The sequence below is a fragment of the Acidovorax sp. K2F genome, assembly GCF_025246485.1.
Lineage (GTDB): Bacteria > Pseudomonadota > Gammaproteobacteria > Burkholderiales > Burkholderiaceae_C > Acidovorax > Acidovorax delafieldii.
The window spans coordinates 292,005-315,086 of sequence record NZ_JAOBSQ010000030.1 but is presented as its reverse complement, the minus strand read 5'-3'; the positions used below and the strand labels follow the sequence as shown (position 1 = coordinate 315,086).

Genomic DNA, 23,082 nt, shown 5'->3' with positions numbered 1-23,082 from the left:
TGAACCCAGGCACCCGGCCACATCAGCCCAAAGACCTAGAACCAGGGAAGCGCTCACCAAAAGACTATCAAAACAATAGCTACCAGCGCATATCTCACTAGCGCATCCAGCCAATATCAATTCAAAACCATCAATCTCCCACCTCCAACCGCCTCCCGTACTGCACCAGACTCGTCTGCTTCAACGCCTTCATCATCACCTTCGCCGCCGGCGACAACAGCCGGTCCGACCGCGTGATGATTCCGAACGCATCCATATGGCACGGCATCGCCAGCGGCAACACCGTCACGATCCCATGCGCCGCGTAATAGCGCGCCACATCCTCCGCCACCACCGCAATCATGTCGCTCTGCTGCAGCATGCGCGTGATGAACAGCAGCGCCGATGTCTCCACTGTGTGCAGCGGCGGCGCCAGCCCGTCCTGCTGGAACATCAGGTCAAACCGGTGGCGCAGCACACTGCCCGCAGGCGGCACGATCCAGCTGGCCGACACCACGTCGCGCAGCGTCAGCCCGGTCATGCTCGACAACGGGTGGCCCGGGCGCGTCATGGCGCAGACCAGCTCCTCCGTCAGCGACTCATAGCGCAGGTTCTCCTTGTCGTGCTCCTCGTAGAGGCGGCCCACCACGATGTCGAGCTTGCCCTGCTCCAGCCGCTCCAGCAGCACGGGGCTGGTTTCGATGTCCAGCGAAATGCGCAGGCTGGGGTGCTCCTGCTTGACCTGTGCCACGGCGGCGGGCAACAGGCTCAGGCCCGGTGAGGTGATGGCGCCAATGCCTACCTGGCCGTAGTGCCCACGCTTGAGCGCGCCGATCTCATCGTGCGCCTGGTTCAGGTTGGCCAGGGCCATGCGGGCGTGGCGGATCATGGTTTCGCCGTACCAGGTGGGGCGCATGCCGCGTGGCAGGCGGTCAAACAGCGACACCTCCAGCACATCCTCCAGGTCCTTGAGCAGCTTGGAGGCGGCCGGCTGGGTCATGCTGAGCACCTGAGCGGCGCGGTGGATGTTGCCCTCTTCGGCCAGGGCCACCAGCAGCAGCAGTTGGCGCGTCTTGAGGCGGGCGCGGATAAACCAGTGGTTGTAGGTGCTCATGGAGGGAGGACGGGAAAAGGGAGGGGTTTTCCAGAATGCAAAGAACGATATGTATTTTGTCTAAAAAACGATTGGATTGATATCAAAACCTTCCATAGACTTCGCCGCAACTGCAACAAAGGCCTCTCTCCATGAAGCTCGGCGACCTCCAGCTCAGCCCCCGGCACCTGATCAACGGCCGGTGGGAAATCGGCACCACCACCGGCATCAGCACCAATCCGTCGGACACCCGCGAGGTGGTGGCCGAATACGCCCGCGCCGACCGCAACCAGACCGAGCTGGCCGTGCGCGCGGCGGCCGACGCCCTGCCCACCTGGAGCCAGAGCACCCCCCAACGCCGCGCCGACGTGCTGGACATGATTGGCAGCGAGCTGCTGGCACGCAAGGACGAGTTGGGCGCACTGCTGGGGCGTGAAGAAGGCAAGACCCTGCCCGAAGGCATCGCCGAGGTGGCGCGCAGCGGGCAGATCTTCAAGTTTTTTGCGGGGGAGGCGCTGCGCATCCAGGGCGAACTGCTGGCCTCGGTGCGCCAGGGCGTGCAGGTGGACGTGACCCGCGAGCCCGTGGGCGTGGCGGGCATCATTGCGCCGTGGAACTTCCCCTTCGCCATCCCGGCCTGGAAGATCGCCCCGGCCCTGGCCTACGGCAACACCGTGGTGTTCAAGCCCGCCGAGCTGGTGCCCGCCTGTGGCTGGGCGCTGGCCGAAATCATCAGCCGCAGCGGCCTGCCCGCCGGTGCCTTCAACCTCGTCATGGGCAGCGGCCGCGAGGTGGGCCAGACGCTGGTGGACCACCCGCTGGTCAACGCGCTGAGCTTTACCGGGTCAGTCGCCACGGGCGACCGCATCCTGCGCGCGGCCTCAGCACGGCGCGCCAAGGTGCAGCTGGAGATGGGCGGCAAGAACCCGCTCATCGTGCTGGCCGACGCCGACCTGGACCAGGCGGTGGACTGCGCGCTGCAGGGCTCGTATTTCTCCACCGGCCAGCGCTGCACCGCATCGAGCCGTCTCATCGTCGAGGCCGAGGTGCACGACGCCTTTGTGGCGCGCCTGCGCAACCGGCTGGCCAGCCTGAAGGTGGGCCACGCGCTGGAGCGTGGCACCGAGATGGGCCCGGTGGTGGACGACAACCAGCTGGCACAGAACCTGGACTACATCGACATTGCGCGCAATGAGGGAGCGGAGCATGTCTGGGGTGGCGAGCGCCTGGAGCGCCCCACCCCAGGCCATTACATGAGCCCCGCCCTCTTTCTGGCCCGCCCCGAGCACCGCGTGGCGCGCGAAGAAATCTTTGGCCCCGTGGCCTGCGTGCTGCGGGCTGACGACTACGAGCACGCACTGGCCTTGGCCAACGACACGCCCTTTGGCCTGTGTGCGGGCATCTGCACCACGTCGCTCAAACGCGCCATGCACTTCAAGCGCCACGCCGCCGTGGGCATGACCATGGTGAACCTGCCCACGGCGGGTGTGGACTTCCATGTGCCTTTTGGCGGCCGCAAGGAATCCAGCTACGGCGCCCGTGAGCAGGGGCGCTACGCCGCTGAGTTCTACACCACGGTCAAGACGGGCTACATGCTGTCTTGAGCCCCGCCCTTTTCGTTCGTTCCTTCTTTCCATCCCGCAACCATCGTCAACCAACCATTACAGACAGGAGACAAGATGATGAAAATGAACCGCCGCACCGTTGCTGCCGCCTTGGCCAGCGTGCCCGTGGCCGCCTTGCTGCCCGGCACCGCCTGGGCGCAAAAGCCCCTCGTGCTGGGCTTCAGCCAGGTGGGGGCCGAGAGCGAATGGCGCACCGCCAACACCGAGTCCATCAAGTCGGCCGCCAAGGAGGCGGGCATCGAGCTGAAGTTCTCGGACGCGCAGCAAAAGCAGGAGAACCAGATCAAGGCCATCCGCTCGTTCATCGCACAGAAGGTGGATGTGATTGCGTTCTCGCCCGTGGTGGAGTCGGGCTGGGAGCCCGTGCTGCGCGAAGCCAAGGCCGCCAAGATCCCCGTGGTGCTGACCGACCGCGCAGTGAACACCAAGGACACGTCGCTCTACGTGACCTTCATGGGCTCGGACTTTGTGGAAGAAGGCCGCAAGGCCGGCCGCTGGCTGGTGGAGAAGATGAAGGACCAGAAGGGCGAGGTCAACATCGTCGAGCTGCAAGGCACCGTGGGCTCGGCCCCTGCCATCGACCGCAAGAAAGGCTTTGAAGAAGTCATCAAGGCCGACCCCAAGTTCAAGATCATCCGCAGCCAGACCGGTGACTTCACCCGTGCCAAGGGCAAGGAAGTGATGGAAGCCTTCCTGAAGGCCGAGGGCAAGAAGATCAACGTGCTGTACGCGCACAACGACGACATGGCGATTGGCGCCATCCAGGCCATCGAAGAGGCCGGCATGAAGCCCGCCAAGGACATCGTGATCATCTCCATCGACGCGGTGAAGGGCGCCTTCGAAGCCATGATCGCCGGCAAGCTCAACGTGAGCGTGGAATGCAGCCCCCTGCTGGGTCCGCAGCTGATGAGCGCTGTCAAGGACATCAAGGCCGGCAAGGCGGTACCCAAGCGCATCGTGACCGAAGAAGGCATCTTCCCGATGGAAGTGGCGGCGAAGGAAATGCCGAACAGGAAGTATTAACCCCCTGAGGCGCTGCGCGCCTTCCCCCTTTCTCTCGCATCGCTGCGCGATGCGGGAAGGGGGACGCCACCGGCCCGGCGGGGCGGCCCTTGCGCGTTGGCACTGGAATTGGGCAGCGACAGTTTCGCAAGGCCGTTGCATATCCAAGCGTCAATCAAATCAAAACAACATCAGGAGACAGACTCAAATGAAGCGTGCAATTTTCAAGGCCGTGTTGGCCACCGTGGCCTTGGCTGCCATGGGCGCCACGTCCGTGGCATCGGCCCAGGACAAGGGCACCATCGGCATCTCGATGCCCACCAAGTCCTCGGCGCGCTGGATTGCCGATGGCGACAACATGGTCAAGGTGCTCAAGGACCGGGGCTACAAGACCGACCTGCAGTACGCCGAAGACGACATCCCCAACCAGCTCGCGCAGATCGAGAACATGATCACCAAGGGTGCCAAGGTGCTGGTGATCGCGTCGATTGACGGCACCACGCTGTCCAAGGCGCTGCAAAACGCGGCCGACAAGGGCGTAAAGGTCATTGCGTACGACCGTCTCATCAAGGGATCGAAGAACGTGGACTACTACGCCACGTTCGACAACTTCCAGGTCGGCGTGCTGCAGGCCACCTCCATCGTGGACAAGCTGGGCCTCAAGCAAGGCAAGGGCCCGTTCAACATTGAACTGTTCGGCGGCTCGCCCGACGACAACAACGCCTTCTTCTTCTACGACGGCGCCATGAGCGTGCTGCAGCCCTATATCGACAGCGGCAAGCTGGTGGTGCGCAGCAAGCAGACCGGCATGAACAAGGTGGGCACGCTGCGCTGGGATGGCTCGGTGGCCCAGGCGCGCATGGACAACCTGCTGTCGGCCTACTATGGCAAGGACAAGGTGCATGCGGTGCTCTCGCCCTATGACGGCATCTCCATCGGCATTCTGTCCTCCCTCAAGGGCGTGGGCTACTGCACCGCCCAGCAGCCCTGCCCCGTGGTCAGCGGCCAAGACGCTGAGGTGCCTTCCATCAAGTCCATCCTCAAGGGCGAGCAGTCTTCCACCGTGTTCAAAGACACGCGAGAGCTGGCCAAAGTAGCCGCCAACATGGTGGACGCCACGCTCTCGGGCAAACAGCCCGAGATCAACGACACCAAGACCTACAACAACGGCGTGAAGGTGGTGCCCTCGTACCTGCTCAAGCCGGTGGCGGTGGATTCCTCCAACTGGAACGCAGTACTGGTGGGCAGCGGCTACTACAAGGAATCGCAAATCAAGTAAGCGCGAGCGGCTTCTGCATGTAGACCCGCATGTAGACCCGCCGCCTGCGAATGCCACCGGGGCAGCGCAGGCGGACTGCAACCGGGATGGGGCCCAAGGCCCCACCAACAGACTGAGAGACCATGCTTCTTGAAATGCGGAACATCCGCAAAACCTTCCCCGGCGTGGTGGCGCTGAACCAGGTCAACCTGCAGGTGCAGGCCGGGGAGATTCATGCCATCGTCGGCGAAAACGGGGCGGGCAAATCCACGCTGATGAAGGTGCTGTCGGGTGTGTACCCGCACGGCAGCTACAGCGGCCAGATCCTGTTCGACGGGCAGGAGCGCCAGTTTGCGGGTATCCGCGACAGCGAGCACCTGGGCATCATCATCATTCACCAGGAGCTGGCGCTAGTACCGCTGCTGTCGATTGCCGAGAACATCTTCCTCGGCAACGAAACCGCGCGGCACGGCGTCATCGACTGGATGGCTGCCCACAGCCGCGCCCAGGCACTGCTGCACAAAGTGGGCCTGCGCGAGTCGCCTGACACACCGGTGGGCCAGCTGGGTGTGGGCAAGCAGCAGCTGGTGGAAATTGCCAAGGCGCTGTCGCGCAAGGTGCGCCTGCTGATCCTGGACGAGCCCACAGCCAGCCTGAACGAGAACGACAGCCAGGCCCTGCTGGACCTGCTGCTGGAGCTGAAAGCCCAGGGCATCACCTGCATCCTGATCTCGCACAAGCTCAACGAAATCTCGCGCGTGGCGGATGCGATCACCGTGCTGCGCGACGGCAGCACCGTGCAGATGTTGGACTGCCGCGAAGGCCCGGTGAGCGAAGACCGCGTGATCCAGGCCATGGTGGGCCGCGAGATGAGCGACCGCTACCCCCAGCGCCAGCCGCAAGTGGGCGACATTGTTTTTGAGGTGCGCAATTGGCGCGCCCACCACCCGCAGCGCAGCGACCGCGAGCACCTCAAAGGCATCGACCTGAATGTGCGGCGCGGCGAGATAGTGGGCATTGCGGGCCTGATGGGCGCAGGCCGCACCGAGCTGGCCATGAGCATCTTCGGCCGCTCGTGGGGCCAGCGCATCAGCGGCGAAGTGCGGCTGCACGGCCAGCCCATCGACGTGAGCACTGTGGAAAAGGCCGTGCGCCACGGCCTGGCCTATGTGACCGAAGACCGCAAGGGCAATGGCCTGGTGCTGAACGAAGACATCCAGTTCAACACCTCGCTGGCCAACCTGCCGGGCGTGTCGTTCGCCAGCGTGATCGACAGCGGTCAGGAACACCGCGTGGCACAGGACTACCGCGAGAAGCTGCGCATCCGCTGCTCGGGCGTGGACCAGAAGACGCTGAACCTCTCGGGCGGCAACCAGCAAAAAGTGGTGCTGAGCAAATGGCTGTTCACCAGCCCCGAAGTGCTCATCCTCGACGAGCCCACGCGCGGCATCGACGTGGGCGCCAAGTATGAGATCTACACCCTCATCGCCCAGCTGGCGGCCGAGGGCAAATGCGTGATCGTGATCTCCTCCGAAATGCCCGAGCTGCTGGGCATCACGGACCGCATCTATGTGATGAACGAAGGCCGCTTTGTGGCCGAGATGCCAACTTCAGATGCCTCGCAAGAAAAGATCATGCGAGCGATTGTGAAAGCCAGTTGATATGAGCCAGACCACCCATCCCCCCGCCAGCACGCTGGCCGACGGCAGCACGACAGCAGCGGCGCGGCACGACAAATCGCTGTTGCAGCACCTGCAGCACAACCTGCGCGAATACGGCATGTTGATCACGCTGGTGGCCATCATGGGCTTCTTCCAGTACATGACCGAGGGCACGCTGATGCAGCCCTTGAACCTGACCAACCTGGTGCTGCAGAACAGCTACATCGTCATCATGGCGCTGGGCATGCTGCTGGTCATCGTGGCCGGGCACATCGACCTGTCGGTGGGCTCGGTGTGTGGCTTCATCGGCGCGCTGGCAGCGGTGCTGATGGTCGAATACAACTGGCACTTTGTACCGGCCACGCTGGTGTGCCTGCTGTGCGGCGGACTCATTGGCGCCATTCAAGGCAGCTTTGTGGCGTTCTCGCGCATTCCGTCGTTCATCGTCACGCTGGCGGGCATGCTGGTGTTCAAGGGCCTGGCGCTGGCGCTGCTGGCGGGGCAGTCGGTGGGGCCGTTCCCTTCGGCGTTCCAGATGCTCAGCTCGGGGTTCATCCCCGACCTGTTCAGCGTGGAAGGCCTGCGCCTGACCTCACTGCTGCTGGGCGCGGCCGTGGCTGCGGCCCTGGCCGTGGGCGGACTGCGCCAGCGCGCCAACCGCCTGCGCCATGGCGTGCAAACGGAGCCCGCTGGCCTGTTCGTCGCACGCACAGTGGTGTTTGGCGGCTTGCTGGTGTACTTCAGCTACCTCCTGGCCTCGTACAAGGGCCTGCCCAACGTGCTCATCGTGATGGCGCTGCTGATCGTGCTGTTCGACTTTGTCACCAGCCGCACCACCATCGGCCGCCGCATCTATGCCATGGGCGGCAACGAGAAGGCGGCAAAACTTTCGGGCATCAAGACCGAGCGGCTCACGCTCTATGCCTTCATCAACATGGGCGTGCTGGCAGCCCTGGCCGGGCTGGTATTTGCGGCGCGGCTGAACACCGCCACGCCCAAGGCGGGCCTGGGTTTTGAGCTGGACGTGATTGCGGCCTGCTTCATCGGCGGCGCCTCCGCCTCGGGCGGCGTGGGCAAGGTGATGGGCGCGGTCATTGGCGCCTTTGTGATGGGCGTGATGAACAACGGCATGTCCATCCTGGGCATCGGCATCGACTACCAGCAGGTCATCAAGGGCGTCGTGCTGCTGGCCGCCGTGCTCGTGGACGTTTACAACAAGAACAAAGCGTGATGACCCCCATGGACCCGTCCACCGCTCACGCCCCAGCCGCAGCTCCGGTGCTGCAGCTTTCGGGAATCCACAAGCAGTTTGCGGGCATCCCCGTGCTGCGCGACGTGCAGCTCAACCTCTACCCCGGCGAGATCCATGCGCTGATGGGGCAAAACGGTGCGGGCAAGTCCACACTGATCAAGGTGCTGACAGGCGTGCTGGAGGCCAGCGGCGGGCAGATGCGGCTGGGCGGAGAAGCCGTGTGGCCCGACTCGCCGCTGGCGGCGCAGCGCCTGGGCATCAGCACCGTGTACCAGGAGGTCAACCTCTGCCCCAACCTCTCGGTGGCCGAGAACATCTTTGCGGGCCGCTATCCGCGCTGCGGCATTGCGCAGGGCTTTCGCATCGACTGGGCCACGCTGCACCAGCGCGCCCGCGATCTGGTGGCGCGCATCGGCCTAAAGATCGACGTGACGCGCCTGCTGTCGGACTACCCGGTGGCCGTGCAGCAGCTGGTGGCGATTGCGCGCGCACTCAGCATCGAATCACGCGTGCTGATCCTGGATGAGCCCACCTCCAGCCTGGACGACGACGAGGTGCAAAAGCTCTTCGAGGTGCTGCGGCGCCTGCGCAGCGAGGGACTGTCCATCGTCTTTGTGACGCATTTCCTGAACCAGGTGTATGCCGTATCCGACCGCATCACCGTGCTGCGCAATGGCAGCTGGGTGGGTGAGTGGCTGGCCAAGGACCTGGGCCCGCAGGCGTTGATTGCTGCCATGCTGGGCCGCGACCTGGCCGCAGCGTCGGAGCAACCCGCACCAGCGCCCGCCGTGGACAGCCGCCAGGCCACGCTGCTGCAAGCCGAGGGCCTGGGGCAGGACACACAACTGCAGCCGCTGGACCTGCAGATCCGCGCGGGCGAGGTGGTGGGCCTGGCGGGGCTGCTGGGCTCGGGCCGCACCGAGCTGGCGCGTCTGCTGTTTGGCCTGGAGCAGCCCGACCGGGGCGCGCTGCGCATCGACGGGCAGGTGGTGAAGTTCGCCAACCCCATGGACGCCATCCGCCATGGCCTGGCCCTGTGCCCCGAAGAGCGCAAGACCGACGGCATCGTGGCCGAACTCTCGGTGCGCGAGAACATTGCGCTGGCGCTGCAGGCCCGCATGGGCGTGGGCCAATTCCTCTCGCGCGCCGAGCAGACGGCGCTGGCCGAGCGCTATGTGAAGCTGCTGGGTATCAAGACCGAGACGGTGGACAAGCCCATCGGCTTGCTCTCGGGCGGCAACCAGCAAAAGGCGATCCTCGCGCGCTGGATGGCCATCGAACCGCGCCTGCTCATCCTGGACGAACCCACGCGCGGCATCGACGTGGCGGCCAAGCAAGAAATCATGGAGCAGATCCTGCGCCTGGCCCAGGCCGGCATGGCCGTGCTGTTCATCTCTTCCGAAATGAGCGAGGTGGTGCGCGTGGCGCACCGCATCGTGGTGCTCCGCGACCGCCGCAAGGTGGGTGAGCTGCCCGCAGGCAGCAGCGAAGACGCCGTCTACGAACTCATCGCCGCAGAACATGCTTGAACGTTCCCCCTCTCCTTCCCTTTTGGCCGCGCTGCTCCGACACCGCCTGGCGTGGCCCATCATCACGCTGCTGCTGTTGCTGGCTGTCAATACGGCCTTCAACGCCAGTTTTCTGCGCATTGAGTGGCGCGATGGGCACCTGTACGGCAGCCTCATCGACATCCTGAACCGCGCCGCACCGCTGGTGCTGGTGTCGCTGGGCATGACGCTGGTGATTGCCACGCGCGGCATCGATATTTCGGTGGGTGCCGTGGTCGCGATAGCTGCTGCGGTGGCTGCTTGGCTCATCGGCGGCTCGGTGTCGGGCACCGAAAGCCGGTTCCCGCTGCCTGTAGCCATCCTGGGCGCCATCGGCGTGGCACTGCTGTGTGGGCTGTGGAACGGCGTGCTGGTCGCCAAGGTGGGCATGCAGCCCATCATCGCCACGCTGATCCTCATGGTGGCGGGCCGGGGCATTGCCCAGCTCATCACCGACGGGCAGATCATCACCATCTACTACACGCCCTACTTCTTCATGGGCGGTGGGTACCTGGCAGGGCTGCCGTTCTCTGTGTTCGTAGTGGCCGCAGTCTTCGTGGTGCTGTACCTCGCCATCACGCGCACGGCGCTGGGCTTGTTCATCCAGGCAGTGGGCATCAACCCCACGGCGGCGCGGGTGGCGGGTGTGCAGGCGGGGCGGCTTATCGTGGCGGCCTATGTGTTCTGCGGCGTGTGCGCGGGCATTGCGGGGCTGCTGATCAGCTCCAACGTGAAAAGCGCAGATGGCAACAACGCTGGACAGCTGCTGGAGCTGGACGCCATCCTGGCCGTCACGCTGGGTGGCACCGCCCTCACGGGCGGCCGCTTCAGCCTGGTGGGCAGCGTGATTGGCGCACTCATCATTCAGACGCTGACCTACGCCATCTACTCCCTGGGCGTGCCGCCCGAGATCAACCTGGTGGTGAAGGCCGTGGTGGTGTTCATCGTGATGCTGCTGCAGTCGCCCGAGTTCCGGGCGCAAGTGGGCGCCCTGGCACGCCGCCCCGGCGCGGGAGCTTTGCAATGAGCGCCGTGCCCAAGACCGCAGGCTTCGGCACTGTGACCCACCCTGCCCCACAGGCCGCCGCCGAGCGCGCGCGGTTCAACCCCAAGTACCTGCCGCTGGCAGCCACCATCTCGCTGTTCTTGGCCATGGCCACGCTGGGTTCGGTGCTGTACACCGGATTCTTCTCGGCCCAGGTGTTCCTCAACCTGCTGATCGACAACGCCTTCCTCATCATCGTGGCGGTGGGCATGACGTTCGTGATCCTGTCGGGCGGCATCGACCTCTCGGTGGGCTCGGTGGTGGCGCTGACCACCATGGTGCTGGCCGCGCTGGTGGAACACCGGGGCTGGAACCCCATGGTCGCCATCCCGCTGGTGCTGCTGATGGGCACGGCATTTGGCGCGTTCATGGGTTTCCTCATCGAGCGCTTTCGGCTGCAGCCTTTCATCGTCACGCTGGCGGGCATGTTCCTGGCGCGGGGGCTGTGCTACCTCATCAGCATTGATTCCATCAGCATCACGCACGAAGGCTATTCGGAGCTGGCCCAGTGGCGTCTGCCACTGTGGGAAGGCGCATCCCTCTCGCTGGGCGCGCTCATCGCCATTGCCGTGCTGCTGGTGGCCCTGTTTGTGGCGCACTGCACGCCGTTTGGCCGCAGCGTGTATGCGCTGGGCGGCAGCGAGCACTCGGCCGTGCTCATGGGCCTGCCGGTGCGCCGCACGCTCATTGGCGTCTACACGCTGTCGGGCTTTTGCTCGGCGCTAGCGGGCGTGGTGTTCACGTTCTACATGCTGTCGGGCTATGGCCTGCACGCCGTGGGCATGGAGCTGGACGCGATTGCCGCCGTGGTCATTGGCGGAACGCTGCTCACGGGTGGCGTGGGCTATGTGGCGGGCACGCTGTTTGGCGTGCTCATGCTCGGAATCATCCAGACCCTGATTTCCTTCGACGGCACGCTCAGCTCCTGGTGGACACGCATCGTCGTCGGTGTGCTGCTGTTCGCTTTCTGTCTGCTGCAGCGGCTGCTTTCGCGCCGCTCGGGCAAGGCCCGTTGACTCTTCATTTCTCCTCTTTCTCTCGCACCCCACCATGACCACCCCCAAGCGCAAACTCCGCTCCGCCGAATGGTTCGGCACGGCCGACAAGAACGGCTTTATGTACCGCAGCTGGATGAAGAACCAGGGCATCCCCGACCACGCGTTCGACGGCCGCCCCGTGATCGGCATCTGCAACACCTGGTCCGAGCTGACCCCGTGCAACGCCCACTTTCGCAAGATCGCCGAGCATGTGAAGCGCGGCATCTACGAGGCGGGTGGCTTCCCCGTCGAGTTCCCGGTGTTCTCCAACGGCGAATCTAACCTGCGCCCCACGGCCATGCTCACACGCAACCTGGCCAGCATGGACGTGGAAGAGGCCATTCGCGGCAACCCCATCGACGCGGTGGTGCTGCTGGTGGGCTGCGACAAGACCACGCCTGCGCTGCTGATGGGCGCGGCCAGCTGCGATGTGCCCGCCATCGTGGTCACTGGCGGGCCCATGCTCAATGGCAAGCTCGACGGCAAGGACATCGGCTCGGGCACGGCGGTGTGGCGCCTGCACGAGTCGCTGAAGGCGGGCGAGATCAACGAACACCAGTTCTTTGCGGCCGAGGCCGGCATGTCCCGCTCTGCCGGCACCTGCAACACCATGGGCACGGCCAGCACCATGGCCTGCATGGCCGAGTCGCTGGGCACTTCCCTGCCGCACAACGCGGCCATCCCGGCGGTGGACTCGCGCCGGTATGTGCTGGCCCACATGTCCGGCAAACGGATCGTGGAAATGGCACACGAAGGGCTCACGCTCTCCAAGATCCTCACGCGCGAAGCCTTCGAGAACGCCATCCGCACCAACGCCGCCATCGGCGGCTCGACCAACGCTGTCATTCATTTGAAAGCCATCGCAGGCCGCATCGGCGTGCAGCTGGACCTGGAGGACTGGACCCGCATTGGCCGTGGCACGCCCACGCTGGTAGACCTGCAGCCCTCGGGCCGCTTCCTGATGGAAGAGTTCTACTACGCGGGCGGCCTGCCCGCCGTGCTGCGCCGCCTGGGCGAAAACGGCCTGCTGCCCCACCCCAACGCCCTCACCGTCAACGGCAAGAGCCTGTGGGACAACGTGCGCGAAGCCCCGCAGTACAACGACGAGGTGATCCGCCCGATCAGCAACCCGCTGATTGCCGACGGTGGCATCTGCATCCTGCGCGGCAACCTGGCGCCGCGTGGCGCGGTGCTCAAGCCCTCCGCCGCCTCGCCCGAACTGCTCAAGCACCGGGGCCGCGCCGTGGTGTTCGAGAACCTGGAGCACTACAAGGAGCGCATCGTCGATGAAAACCTGGACATCGACGCCAGCTGCGTGATGGTGCTCAAAAACTGCGGCCCCAAGGGCTACCCCGGCATGGCCGAGGTGGGCAACATGGGCCTGCCGCCCAAGCTGCTGCGCCAAGGCGTGAAGGACATGGTACGCATCTCCGACGCCCGCATGAGCGGCACCGCCTACGGCACCGTGGTGCTGCACGTGGCGCCCGAGGCGGCAGCCGGTGGCCCGCTGGCTGCTGTGCGCGATGGCGACTTCATTGAGCTGGACTGCGAGAACGGCCGGTTGCACCTGGACATCAGCGACGAGGAACTGGCAGCACGCCTGGCCGCATTGGCTGGCACGGACAACGGCGGACGCGGCGGCTACCAGCGGCTGTATGTGGACCACGTACTGCAGGCGGACGATGGTTGCGACTTTGACTTCTTGGTCGGCTGCCGGGGGGCTGCTGTGCCCCGCCACTCGCATTGATGTGCCCCACTGAGGCGCTCGTCGCAGTCAATCGCTACAGATTCAATAGCTACCAGCGCTTATTCAACTAGCGCTATAGGCATATTTCACTCAAATTCTTACCCGCACCCGCCATGCCAGCCACCCATTCCCTCCAGAACCCTCGCTACCGCGGCATCTTCCCCGTGGTGCCCACTACGTTCCATGAAGACGGCCGCCTCGACCTCAACAGCCAGAAGCGCTGCCTCGACTTCATGATCGACGCCGGTGTGGATGGCGTCTGCATCCTGGCCAACTTCTCCGAGCAGTTCTCGCTGTCCGATGCCGAGCGCGAAGTCCTCACCCGCACATCGCTGGAGCACGTGGCGGGCCGCGTGCCGATCATCGTCACCACCACCCACTACGGCACCCGCGTGTGCGCCGAGCGCAGCCGCGCCGCGCAGGACATGGGCGCGGCCATGGTGATGGTCATGCCGCCCTACCACGGTGCCACCTTCCGCTTGCCCGAGGCGCAGATTTACGAGTTCTATGCCCGTGTGTCGGATGCGATCCGCATTCCGATCATGGTGCAGGACGCGCCCGCCAGCGGCACCGTGCTGTCCGCCCCCTTCCTGGCCCGCATGGCGCAAGAGATTGAAAACCTGGCCTACTTCAAGATCGAAGTGCCCGGCGCCGCCAGCAAGCTGCGCGAGCTGATCCGCCTGGGTGGAGACGCCATCGAAGGCCCGTGGGACGGCGAAGAAGCCATCACCCTGCTGGCCGACCTCGATGCCGGCGCCACGGGCGCGATGACGGGCGGTGCGTTCCCCGACGGCATTCGCCCCATCATCGAGGCGCACCGCCAGGGTGACATGGACCAGGCGTTTGCGCTCTACCAGCGCTGGTTGCCCCTCATCAACCACGAAAACCGCCAGGGCGGCATCCTCACGGCCAAGGCACTGATGAAGGAAGGCGGCGTGATCGCCTGCGAGGCAGGCCGCCACCCCTTCCCGGCCATGCACCCCGAGGTGCGGCGCGGCCTGATCGACATCGCACGGCGGCTGGACCCGCTGGTGCTGCGCTGGGCGCGTTAAGCAGGACACCCATGGTGCCTGCACGTTATCTGGTGCCCGCCGAGGCGGGCCTGATTGCCCTGGACTGGGGCACGAGCGCATTGCGCGCCTTCCGCATGGGCGCGCATGGCGAGGTGCTGGAGACCCGGCACCGCCCCTGGGGCATCATGAACCTGCCACCCGCCACCGCGAGCGTGGCAGACGGCGAGCCCGGCGCCGCGTTTGAACGCGCACTGCAAGACACCTGCGGCGACTGGCTGGTCGCCACACCCGGCCTGCCTCTGCTGGCCTGCGGCATGGTGGGCAGCGCCCAAGGCTGGCGCGAGGCCAAGTACCTACCGACGCCCACCTCGCTCGATGCACTGGCGCGGGGCCTGACGCTGGTGGAGCGGCGCGACGGCCCGCCGCTGCACATCGTGCCGGGCCTGTTGCAGCAGGGCGCGCTGCCCAACGTGATGCGCGGCGAAGAAACCCAGGTGCTGGGCGTGCTGGCGGGCCTTGCGCTGCCTGCGGATGCGCCCGTGCTCATCGGCCTGCCCGGCACCCACAGCAAATGGGTGCTGGCACGCCGGGGCCGCATCGAACAGTTCCACACCTTCATGACCGGCGAGGTGTTTGCCGCACTGCGCGGCCACACGATTCTGGGCAAGACCATGCAGGCCGCAGCGGCACCCGACGACGATGCCTTTGCGCGGGGGCTGGAGGTGGCGCGGGGCAGCGATGCCGCGCTGGGACTGCTCTCGCACATCTTCAGCACCCGCACGCTGGGGCTGACCGGCGCGCTGGCGCCTACCGCGCAAGCGGACTACCTCTCCGGCCTGCTGATCGGGCACGAGGTGGCCAGCCTGGCACGCGCACAGGATCAAACCCCGACAACACCACCAACGCTGGTGCTGTGCGGCGAGCCCGACCTGTGCCGCCGCTACGCCGTCGCGCTGCAGACCCATGGCTTTGCCGCACCCACCATCGCCACGCAGGCCACGGCCACCGGGCTGTGGCAGATCGCGCTGGCGGCAGGGCTGGTCGTTGCGCCCGCACCCTCCCCCTCACACCCCTTCACCGCCGGGAGCCTGGCTGCATGAACCCCATCGACAAAGCCCTGTTCCACATCCTGCAGCGCTGCGGGCTCATCGCCATCCTGCGCGGCGTGCAGCCGCACGAGGTGGTGGCCATCGGCCACGCGCTGTACGACGCAGGGTTCCGCATCATCGAAGTGCCGCTCAACTCCCCCGAGCCGCTGGCCAGCATCCGCGCGCTGCGCGATGCACTGCCCGCCGACTGCCTCGTGGGCGCAGGCACCGTGCTCTCCATCGATGCCGTTGCCGATGTGGCGGCAGCCGGCGGGCAGATCATCGTCATGCCCCACAGCGACCCCGATGTGATCCGGGCCGCCCGCGCTGCCGGCATGGCCTGCGCGCCCGGCGTGGCCACGCTGACCGAGGCCTATGCCGCGCTGGCAGCGGGCGCCAACATGCTCAAGCTGTTCCCTGCCGAGGCGCTGCCGCCCCATGTGCTCAAGGCCTGGCGCGCCGTCATCACGCCGCCCATGGCGCTGGTGCCCGTGGGAGGCATCGTGCCCGAGAGCATTGCGCCCTATGCGGCAGCGGGCGCCAGCGGCTTTGGCCTGGGCTCGGCCCTGTACCGGCCCGGCGACCAGCCCCCCGAAGTCGCGCACAAGGCTGCAGCGTTTGCGCGGGCGTGGCGGGCATCCTTTGGAACCGCGCCCGCCACGGCCTGAACCGCCCCCTACTCGTTCCAGACAACCCAGCACTTCTGAACCGACCGCCCATCCCCCATGAAGATCACTCGACTCACCACGTTCATCGTTCCGCCGCGCTGGTGCTTCCTCAAAATAGAAACCGACGAAGGCATCACTGGCTGGGGCGAGCCCGTGCTGGAAGGCCGCGCGCACACCGTGGCCGCTGCGGTGGATGAGCTGGCAGACTATCTCGTTGGCAAAGACCCACGCCACGTCGAAGACCATTGGACCGTGCTGTACCGGGGCGGCTTCTACCGGGGCGGCGGCGTGCACATGAGCGCACTGGCCGGAATCGACCAGGCCCTGTGGGACATCAAGGGCAAGGCGCTGGGCGTTCCCGTGTCTGAGTTGCTGGGGGGCAATGTGCGCAGCCACATCAAGGTCTACAGCTGGATCGGCGGAGACCGCCCCAGCGAGACGGCCGCCGCCGCCCAGGCCGCCGTAGCGCGCGGCTTCACGGCCGTGAAGATGAACGGCACCGAAGAAATGCAGTACGTGGACAGCTACGACAAGGTGGAGCGCTGCCTGCAGAACGTGGCCGCCGTGCGCGAGGCCGTCGGGCCGAACGTGGGGATTGGCGTGGACTTCCACGGCCGTGTGCACCGGCCCATGGCCAAGGTGCTGGTCAAGGAGCTGGAGCCCTACAAGCTCATGTTCATTGAAGAGCCTGTGCTGAGCGAACACGAAGAGGCGCTGAAGGAGATCGCCCGCATCTCATCCACCCCCATTGCCCTGGGCGAGCGTCTGTACTCGCGCTGGGACTTCAAGCGCGTGCTGCAAGGCGGCTATGCGGACATCATCCAGCCCGACCCCTCGCACGCAGGCGGCATCACCGAAACCCGCAAGATCGCCAGCATGGCCGAGGCCTACGACGTGGCCCTGGCCCTGCACTGCCCGCTGGGCCCCATTGCCCTGGCGGCCAACCTGCAGCTGGACGCCGTTTGCTACAACGCCTTCATCCAGGAACAGAGCCTGGGCATCCACTACAACCAGGCCAACGACCTGATGGACTATGTGTCCAACCCCGGGGTGTTTGCGTACCAGGACGGCATGGTCGCCATCCCCACGGGGCCGGGGCTAGGGATTGAGGTGAACGAAGACTATGTGCGCGAGCGGGCGCAGGAGGGACACCGGTGGAGGAATCCGGTGTGGCGGCATCGGGATGGGAGTTTTGCGGAGTGGTGAGGGGGTTGGGCGCCTTGTTATTGATGCGGCGCGGTTTACTCCAGAGTATCGATGGCACTGTACCTCAGCTTGCCCAGGGCTTCGGCAGCCTCGGCTCTAACGGGGCTCATGAATGGACTGCGCCAGATCAACAGGCCAGGAGCAGTCGCGCGGTTTCATCTTTCGAACGCTTGCTGGTACGTGGATGACTCACTCCTGCTCTGAGAAAATCAGAGCGGCTTGGGCAAATCACAGGCTGCAAAAAGCGCCACACGAGCTTCATCAAGCACCTCGACAAGCTCATCTGCAACAAACTGTCTGCTTCCGATTTCAAGCAAACCTTCGCCTTGCAACACATGTGCCAGCCGGTAAGCCCGCTCTAACAAGGCAGCGGCCTCAAGCAACTCCTTTTGTCCGCTCATGCTGTGTCAGTGTGCCTGGATCAGGTTGGCTGCACCCAATCCGAGGAACACCATAAAAAGCGCCTTCTGGAAGACGGGACCGACAAGGCGGCGACGTAGCAGCTCACCAAGCTTGAGCCCGCTCAATGCGCCGATCAATGCTCCACCGACTGCAATAGCAACAGACGACGAGATCAACCCCAAAGGGGCGGACATCTGCACTTTCATGGCGAGCGACAGAGTGGCCACTGTGAATGAAAGGCCCAGCGCTTGCACCATCTCGTCCTTGCCCAGCCGCAGCGTCTGCAAGTAGGGAACCCAGGGCAATACGAAGACGGCCGTGAGTGCCGTCACGAACCCAGTGGCCGCGCCTGTCGGCAGGCTCAGCCATTTGCTGGTGAGTGAAAGATCGGGCAGCTGAGGTCGCCACAAGCCCCAGATGCCATAGGCCATGAGAATCCCGCCCAGCCAGCCCTTGGTCGTTTGTGCGGAAACGGCGTCCCCCAGACCGGGCGCGCTCACAGTCACGATCGCGATTGCCAGCCAACCGGGCCACAGCCGGGATACCAGTGAGCGCAGGTGAGGGCCACGGCATTGCGCGATATTGGTTGCCAGCGAGGGTATGACCAACAGTGCGGCCGCTTGCACCGGGGGCATCCACAGCCCGAGCAAACTCACGGCCACTGTAGGCAGCCCCATGCCGGTGACGCCCTTCACACCACCGGCCAGAACGAAAACAACGACCACCATCAAGAGCTGCAATATGTCCATGCCCTATGGTGTCCGCATGGCCCAAGTGCTGTCCATCGGATAGCAGTGAACAGATCCTTCGCGTATTCCGTAGGATGGCGGTCATGAGTACCCCTAAGCGCCGCACCACGGACTACCGCGTTGATCCGTTTGACCTGCACCTCTTTGCCGCCGTGATGGAGCATGGAACCATCACTGCCGCTGCTTCGTCCGTGAATCTGTCGTTGGCTGCGGCCAGCGCTCGCCTCAAGGGTCTTGAAGACGCAACCGGTTCGCAGTTGTTGGAGCGGTCCAAGTCGGGCGCAATACCCACCGATGCGGGACGCGCTCTGCTGCGCCATGCAAACCGCGTGCTGGCTGAGCTCGAATCGCTGCATGTAGAGATGGCGAGCTTTGGTCATGGATTGCGCGGGACCGTTCGGCTGCTGTGCAACACAGCCGCCATGTCCGAGAGCCTTCCGCGCACGATTGGCCAATTCTTGGTGAAGACCCCTGATCTTGATGTGGACGTACAAGAGCTTTCGAGCGAGGCGGTCGTAGAGGCATTGCGCCGTGGCACTGCCGATCTGGGCATCGTCGCCGATTACGTGGACACCTCTGGGCTGCTTGTGCAGCCATGGGTCGATGACCGTCTGGTGGCACTCTTGCCAAAGCGCTGGTCTTTGGGCCGCCGCCGTTCCGTGGCGTATGGCGAATTGCTAGCGCATCCCTTTGTGGGTTTGGCCCGGGAGAGTGGACTCAGCCGCTTTCTGGCAGCCCAGGCCAGTCGCAGTGGCCGGGTCCCGCGCCATCGGGTGCGTCTGGGCGGATTTGACGCTGTCGCGCAATTGGTAGCCGAAGGCGTTGGGGTGGCGGTCATGTCCGAGAGCGCGGCTGCGCGCTTTGCCAAGTCAGGCACCCAGATCCTAGGACTATCTGATGCTTGGTCTCGAAGAAAGCTGCTCGTTTGCATGACCCCGGCAGGCAGCGAACTACCCAGCGTGAGCGCGCTGGGCAATGCGCTGCTGACAGCGCGACCGCAGGTTGGGAGCCGGTGAGCAGAGGACGTTGGTAGGGTATGGGATAAGGATTGCTGTTGCCCGGTAGCCTGCTATCAGCGTCAGAACACTGACCGGCTGCAAACCCTGCGCTGCAGCCTCTCGCAACCGCTTTCAATTTTCCTGCGGCATAGACGGCCACGCGACAACAACTTCCGGTTGTTAGCCCAATGGCGGGCAGGAGCGTCCCCATTCAGGCCCCTGGTGACTCATTGCTTCTACCTCGGAATGTCACCGTGGGGATGCTCACATTTCAATAGCTGTTAGCGCTTATCGGTAGGGCGCAATAGGCAGATTCGACCACAATTTCTTTACGACACTCCTTCCCACATCCAAAAAGCAGTCCGCCAGACACTGTGATTAAAATCAGTATCACGCCAGCCCACCCACCCCACCATGACGGTGCTGCCCTCCCCCACCTCAGACTCCCCGCCCGCCATTCCCATCACCCGCTTTCACCGCACCCGCCTGATGCAGATCTGGCGCTCGGCAGGCTGGCCGTGCAAGGATGGGCTGGAGATTGACCTGCTGGCAGCGGGCCTCATCAACCTGCACATTGCGGCCGATGGGTGCGAGACCCTGCGCCTCACCGACGAAGGCATCCGCACGCTGGCGCAGGCCCGCCAGCGTGGCGTGCGAGCGCTGAGCCTGCACGACCGGCTAGGGCAGAAGTTTGCGGCGCAGTTGCTGGCTTCGGGGCGCATCGTATGGACCGAACTGTCACTGCGCGCGGTGATCGACACCGTGCCGGTGGGCGATGTGGTGCCGCCTGCGGCCACGGCCGATGCGCCCGCCAACACCGCGCCCGCCATGGCGCCGCTGTGGGCCGAGGATGACCACGCCCCCGCTGCCGGCGCCGCCGCCAACGTGTGGCGCATGGCCCGGCCCGATCTGTTCTCGCTGCGCAATACCTCGGTGCCCGCCTACTTGCAGCCCATGGTGCACGAGGTGAAGGCGAGCCGGGCCGACCTGCTGTCAGACCTGCGGCACGACGCCAAGCGGCAGGCCTACCAGTGGCTGTGCGAGGAGTGCTACTACGTGTTCCCGGCGGGCATAGCCGAGCCCGAAGAGATCCCCGAGCACTTCGGCATCTGGGTATTGCACGGCAGCGTGGAGGACGGGCGCTTTGAGCTGCTGCGCCCCGCGCGGCACAACCGCTGCACCCTGCCCTTTTCTGTGTGGATGGCGCTGTGCAAGGCCACGCCGCTGCGCAGCGATGACGACATGGCTCAGACCCATTTGGGCGAGCCTGCTCCTCCCGCCACCGACACCCCGACCACCACGCCATGACCTACACCGTGGCGGTGCGCGAGCTGTGCGAGTTCACCGCCAAGCAGGGCGACCTGGACCTCCGCTTCACGCCTGCGCCCACCGCGCTGGAAGGTATGGCAGGCCATGCCGTGGCGGCAGCGCGCCGGGGTGCAGGCTATCGCGCCGAGGTGGCACTGAGCGGCAGTTACCAAAGCCTGCGCGTGCGCGGCCGGGCCGATGGCTACGACCCCGCGCAGCAGCGCATCGACGAGGTCAAGACCTTCAAAGGGCGGCTGGACCGCCAACCCGCATCGCACCGCCACCTGCACTGGGCGCAGGCCAAGGTGTATGGCTGGCTGCTGTGTGAACAGGAACAGTTGGCGCACATCGACGTGGCGCTGGTGTATCTGGACGTGGGCACGCAGCAGGAGACGGTGTTCACCGAACGCTGCAACGCCGACGACCTGCGCCAGCACTTCGAGGCCCAGTGCCAGCGCTTCGTTGCCTGGGCCGAACAGCAGGTGGCCCACCGTGCCGCACGCGATGCGGCACTGACCACGTTGGCGTTTCCCTTTGGCGACTTTCGCACCGGCCAGCGCCCGCTGGCCGAGGCCGTGTACAAGACGGCAGTGGCGGGCCGCTGCCTGCTGGCCCAGGCGCCCACGGGCATTGGCAAGACCATGGGCACGCTGTTCCCACTGCTCAAGGCTGCGCCTGCGCAGCGCATCGACAAGGTGTTCTTTCTGGCCGCCAAAACCTCGGGGCGGCAGATGGCGCTGGATGCGCTGGCGCGCCTGGCCGACAGCGCACAGGCGCTGCCCCTGCGTGTGCTAGAGCTGGTGGCGCGCGACAAGGCGTGCGAACACCCAGACAAGGTCTGCCACAGCGAATCCTGCCCGCTGGCCCGGGGCTTTTACGACCGGCTGCCTGCTGCACGCGCCGCTGCGGTGGCCACCACCATCGAAGGAAAAACCGTCACCGCTTTGCAACAAGCCCGCGTGCGTGAGGTAGCCCTGCAGCACGATGTCTGCCCCTACTACCTGAGCCAGGAACTGGCCCGCTGGGCCGATGTGGTGGTGGGCGACTACAACTACTACTTTGACCTGGGCGGGCTGCTGCACGGCCTGGCCCAGGCCAACCAGTGGCGCACGGCGCTGCTGGTGGACGAGGCCCACAACCTGGTGGAGCGCGGCCGCAAGATGTTCACGGCCGAGCTGCACCCCGCCGCCTTGGCCCAGGCCCGCAGCAGCCCCACCGCTGTGCAACACGCGCCGGTGAAGAAGGCGCTGGACAAGGTGCGCCGCGCCTGGGTGGCGCTGGACAAGGCGCACCCGGCCCCGTACACGGTGCTCGAAACCTTCCCCGACAATCTGCTGGCCGCGCTGCAGCAGTGCACCACTACGCTCACCGAACACTTTACCGATCACCCCACGGAGCCAGACGGCGCGCTGCAAACGTTCTACTTCGATGCCCTGCACCTGCAGCGCATGGTCGACCTGCTCGATGCGCATTCGATGGTGGACATCACCCAGGCTTCGCCAGGCCACCACCAGCGGGCCGCTAAACCCGGCGATTCCGTGGTCTGTATCCGCAACGTGGTGCCAGCGCCCTTCTTGCAGCCCCGGCTGCAAGCCGCGCATACCAGCACCTTGTTTTCGGCCACGCTGCAGCCCGCGCGCTACTACACCGACCTGCTGGGCCTGCCCGACGATCATGCGTGGGTGGACGTGGAATCGCCCTTTGCCGCGCACCAGTTGCAGGTGCAGGTGGCGCGCCACATCTCCACGCGCTACCCGCACCGCGCGGCATCGCTGGCACCGATTGCGGCGCTGATGGCGCAGCAGTTTCGTGCGCGGCCCGGCAACTACCTGGCGTTTTTCAGCAGCTATGACTACCTGCAGCAGGCCGCCGCATTGTTTGCGCAGCAGCACCCCGATGTGCCGCACTGGTGCCAGTCGCGCCGCATGCTGGAGGGCGAGCAGCGCGATTTTCTGGCGCGCTTTACCGACAGCAGTCAGGGCATTGCCTTTGCTGTGCTGGGTGGCGCGTTTGCCGAGGGCATCGACCTGCCGGGCAAGCGGTTGATCGGCGCCTTTCTGGCCACGCTGGGCCTTCCGCAGGTCAACCCCGTCAACGAGCAGATCCGCGAACGCATGCAGGCGCTGTTTGGTGCGGGCTATGACTACACCTACCTCTACCCCGGCCTGCAAAAGGTGGTGCAGGCCGCAGGCCGCGTGATCCGCACGCCCAGCGACGAGGGCGTGGTGCACCTGATGGACGACCGGTTTGCGCAGGCCCAGGTGCGTGCGCTGCTGCCTGCATGGTGGCAGGTGGACTGAGAGGCTAAGAGGCTGAGAGTCTTTTGCCTATGCCCGCCTTGCACGCCACAACACCGCTGCTCGTCGTTGCAAATGCGCGCCATAGCCCGAGCTATGGCTGTGCT

19 protein-coding genes are annotated in these 23,082 nt (G+C 65.3%); 16 read left to right on the top strand and 3 right to left on the bottom strand.

The genetic code is table 11. The features are described 5' to 3' along the window. Positions 1-130: 130 nt before the first annotated feature. Entirely contained in the window at positions 131-1,093 is a 963-nt protein-coding gene (locus N4G42_RS10600) for a LysR substrate-binding domain-containing protein (RefSeq protein ID WP_056067548.1), read from the bottom strand. Positions 1,094-1,224: 131 nt separating this feature from the next. Between N4G42_RS10600 and N4G42_RS10595 the strand changes: the two genes are divergently transcribed. The 13 genes from N4G42_RS10595 to dgoD all read left to right on the top strand — a co-directional run bounded on the left by N4G42_RS10595 (position 1,225) and on the right by dgoD (position 17,221). Further along, positions 1,225-2,676 (top strand): aldehyde dehydrogenase family protein, encoded by a 1,452-nt coding sequence (locus N4G42_RS10595; RefSeq protein ID WP_260667105.1) that lies wholly within the window; start codon positions 1,225-1,227, stop codon positions 2,674-2,676. A gap of 78 nt (positions 2,677-2,754) precedes the next feature. Continuing rightward, positions 2,755-3,720 (top strand): ABC transporter substrate-binding protein, encoded by a 966-nt coding sequence (locus N4G42_RS10590; protein WP_116750363.1) that lies wholly within the window; start codon positions 2,755-2,757, stop codon positions 3,718-3,720. A 187-nt stretch (positions 3,721-3,907) separates the two neighbouring features. Further along, a complete protein-coding gene (gene chvE, locus N4G42_RS10585) occupies positions 3,908-4,978 on the top strand; it encodes a multiple monosaccharide ABC transporter substrate-binding protein (RefSeq protein WP_260667104.1) in 1,071 nt (356 codons plus the stop codon). A gap of 122 nt (positions 4,979-5,100) precedes the next feature. Beyond that, the gene (mmsA, locus tag N4G42_RS10580) at positions 5,101-6,618 is read left to right on the top strand and encodes a multiple monosaccharide ABC transporter ATP-binding protein (protein ID WP_260667103.1); all 1,518 of its coding nucleotides are present in this window, start codon (positions 5,101-5,103) and stop codon (positions 6,616-6,618) included. Position 6,619: 1 nt separating this feature from the next. Continuing rightward, a complete protein-coding gene (mmsB, locus tag N4G42_RS10575; RefSeq protein ID WP_260667102.1) occupies positions 6,620-7,849 on the top strand; it encodes a multiple monosaccharide ABC transporter permease in 1,230 nt (409 codons plus the stop codon). Continuing rightward, positions 7,849-9,399 (top strand): sugar ABC transporter ATP-binding protein, encoded by a 1,551-nt coding sequence (locus N4G42_RS10570; protein WP_260667101.1) that lies wholly within the window; start codon positions 7,849-7,851, stop codon positions 9,397-9,399. Before mmsB ends, N4G42_RS10570 begins: the two co-directional genes overlap by 1 nt. Continuing rightward, positions 9,392-10,444: an ABC transporter permease gene (locus N4G42_RS10565; protein WP_260667100.1), complete on the top strand. Its 1,053-nt coding sequence runs from the start codon at positions 9,392-9,394 to the stop codon at positions 10,442-10,444. Before N4G42_RS10570 ends, N4G42_RS10565 begins: the two co-directional genes overlap by 8 nt. Further along, positions 10,441-11,478 (top strand): galactofuranose ABC transporter, permease protein YjfF, encoded by a 1,038-nt coding sequence (gene yjfF, locus N4G42_RS10560; protein ID WP_260667099.1) that lies wholly within the window; start codon positions 10,441-10,443, stop codon positions 11,476-11,478. Before N4G42_RS10565 ends, yjfF begins: the two co-directional genes overlap by 4 nt. Positions 11,479-11,512: 34 nt before the next feature. After that, positions 11,513-13,246: an IlvD/Edd family dehydratase gene (locus tag N4G42_RS10555; protein ID WP_121943146.1), complete on the top strand. Its 1,734-nt coding sequence runs from the start codon at positions 11,513-11,515 to the stop codon at positions 13,244-13,246. A 113-nt stretch (positions 13,247-13,359) separates the two neighbouring features. Continuing rightward, positions 13,360-14,298 (top strand): dihydrodipicolinate synthase family protein, encoded by a 939-nt coding sequence (locus N4G42_RS10550; RefSeq protein ID WP_260667097.1) that lies wholly within the window; start codon positions 13,360-13,362, stop codon positions 14,296-14,298. An 11-nt stretch (positions 14,299-14,309) separates the two neighbouring features. Then, entirely contained in the window at positions 14,310-15,359 is a 1,050-nt protein-coding gene (locus N4G42_RS10545; protein ID WP_260667096.1) for a 2-dehydro-3-deoxygalactonokinase, read from the top strand. After that, positions 15,356-16,015, top strand: a complete 660-nt coding sequence (locus N4G42_RS10540; protein ID WP_260667095.1) for a 2-dehydro-3-deoxy-6-phosphogalactonate aldolase — start codon at positions 15,356-15,358, stop codon at positions 16,013-16,015. The genes N4G42_RS10545 and N4G42_RS10540 overlap by 4 nt, the downstream gene beginning before the upstream one ends. Positions 16,016-16,072: 57 nt before the next feature. Then, a complete protein-coding gene (dgoD, locus tag N4G42_RS10535; RefSeq protein ID WP_260667094.1) occupies positions 16,073-17,221 on the top strand; it encodes a galactonate dehydratase in 1,149 nt (382 codons plus the stop codon). Between the two features lie 209 nt (positions 17,222-17,430). Here dgoD and N4G42_RS10530 read toward each other — a convergent pair whose 3' ends face one another. Together N4G42_RS10530 and N4G42_RS10525 are read right to left on the bottom strand one after the other, a co-directional pair. Then, entirely contained in the window at positions 17,431-17,622 is a 192-nt protein-coding gene (locus tag N4G42_RS10530; protein ID WP_110958933.1) for a hypothetical protein, read from the bottom strand. Positions 17,623-17,628: 6 nt separating this feature from the next. Beyond that, positions 17,629-18,372 carry a sulfite exporter TauE/SafE family protein gene (locus N4G42_RS10525; protein WP_260667093.1) on the bottom strand — a complete coding sequence of 248 codons (744 nt, stop codon included), beginning with the start codon at positions 18,370-18,372 and terminating at the stop codon, positions 17,629-17,631. Positions 18,373-18,446: 74 nt separating this feature from the next. Here N4G42_RS10525 and N4G42_RS10520 point away from each other — a divergent pair, with 74 nt between their 5' ends. The 3 genes from N4G42_RS10520 to N4G42_RS10510 all read left to right on the top strand — a co-directional run bounded on the left by N4G42_RS10520 (position 18,447) and on the right by N4G42_RS10510 (position 22,978). Next, positions 18,447-19,388 carry a LysR family transcriptional regulator gene (locus N4G42_RS10520; protein ID WP_260667092.1) on the top strand — a complete coding sequence of 314 codons (942 nt, stop codon included), beginning with the start codon at positions 18,447-18,449 and terminating at the stop codon, positions 19,386-19,388. Between the two features lie 396 nt (positions 19,389-19,784). Continuing rightward, positions 19,785-20,678 carry a hypothetical protein gene (locus tag N4G42_RS10515; RefSeq protein ID WP_260667091.1) on the top strand — a complete coding sequence of 298 codons (894 nt, stop codon included), beginning with the start codon at positions 19,785-19,787 and terminating at the stop codon, positions 20,676-20,678. After that, on the top strand, positions 20,675-22,978 hold the full coding sequence (locus N4G42_RS10510) for an ATP-dependent DNA helicase (RefSeq protein WP_260667090.1): 2,304 nt from the start codon (positions 20,675-20,677) through the stop codon (positions 22,976-22,978). Before N4G42_RS10515 ends, N4G42_RS10510 begins: the two co-directional genes overlap by 4 nt. Positions 22,979-23,082 lie beyond the last annotated feature (104 nt).

Bases quoted from the DNA above. Each gene is read 5' to 3' on its own strand.
- dgoD (WP_260667094.1), top strand. From the start codon at position 16,073: ATGAAGATCACTCGACTCACCACGTTCATCGTTCCGCCGCGCTGGTGC.
- N4G42_RS10520 (WP_260667092.1), top strand. From the start codon at position 18,447: ATGGCGGTCATGAGTACCCCTAAGCGCCGCACCACGGACTACCGCGTT.
- N4G42_RS10595 (WP_260667105.1), top strand. From the start codon at position 1,225: ATGAAGCTCGGCGACCTCCAGCTCAGCCCCCGGCACCTGATCAACGGC.
- N4G42_RS10530 (WP_110958933.1), bottom strand. From the start codon at position 17,622: ATGAGCGGACAAAAGGAGTTGCTTGAGGCCGCTGCCTTGTTAGAGCGG.
- N4G42_RS10545 (WP_260667096.1), top strand. From the start codon at position 14,310: ATGGTGCCTGCACGTTATCTGGTGCCCGCCGAGGCGGGCCTGATTGCC.
- N4G42_RS10590 (WP_116750363.1), top strand. From the start codon at position 2,755: ATGAAAATGAACCGCCGCACCGTTGCTGCCGCCTTGGCCAGCGTGCCC.
- N4G42_RS10515 (WP_260667091.1), top strand. From the start codon at position 19,785: ATGACGGTGCTGCCCTCCCCCACCTCAGACTCCCCGCCCGCCATTCCC.
- N4G42_RS10570 (WP_260667101.1), top strand. From the start codon at position 7,849: ATGACCCCCATGGACCCGTCCACCGCTCACGCCCCAGCCGCAGCTCCG.
- N4G42_RS10540 (WP_260667095.1), top strand. From the start codon at position 15,356: ATGAACCCCATCGACAAAGCCCTGTTCCACATCCTGCAGCGCTGCGGG.
- N4G42_RS10565 (WP_260667100.1), top strand. From the start codon at position 9,392: ATGCTTGAACGTTCCCCCTCTCCTTCCCTTTTGGCCGCGCTGCTCCGA.
- N4G42_RS10525 (WP_260667093.1), bottom strand. From the start codon at position 18,372: ATGGACATATTGCAGCTCTTGATGGTGGTCGTTGTTTTCGTTCTGGCC.
- N4G42_RS10600 (WP_056067548.1), bottom strand. From the start codon at position 1,093: ATGAGCACCTACAACCACTGGTTTATCCGCGCCCGCCTCAAGACGCGC.
- N4G42_RS10510 (WP_260667090.1), top strand. From the start codon at position 20,675: ATGACCTACACCGTGGCGGTGCGCGAGCTGTGCGAGTTCACCGCCAAG.
- N4G42_RS10550 (WP_260667097.1), top strand. From the start codon at position 13,360: ATGCCAGCCACCCATTCCCTCCAGAACCCTCGCTACCGCGGCATCTTC.
- yjfF (WP_260667099.1), top strand. From the start codon at position 10,441: ATGAGCGCCGTGCCCAAGACCGCAGGCTTCGGCACTGTGACCCACCCT.
- chvE (WP_260667104.1), top strand. From the start codon at position 3,908: ATGAAGCGTGCAATTTTCAAGGCCGTGTTGGCCACCGTGGCCTTGGCT.
- mmsA (WP_260667103.1), top strand. From the start codon at position 5,101: ATGCTTCTTGAAATGCGGAACATCCGCAAAACCTTCCCCGGCGTGGTG.
- mmsB (WP_260667102.1), top strand. From the start codon at position 6,620: ATGAGCCAGACCACCCATCCCCCCGCCAGCACGCTGGCCGACGGCAGC.
- N4G42_RS10555 (WP_121943146.1), top strand. From the start codon at position 11,513: ATGACCACCCCCAAGCGCAAACTCCGCTCCGCCGAATGGTTCGGCACG.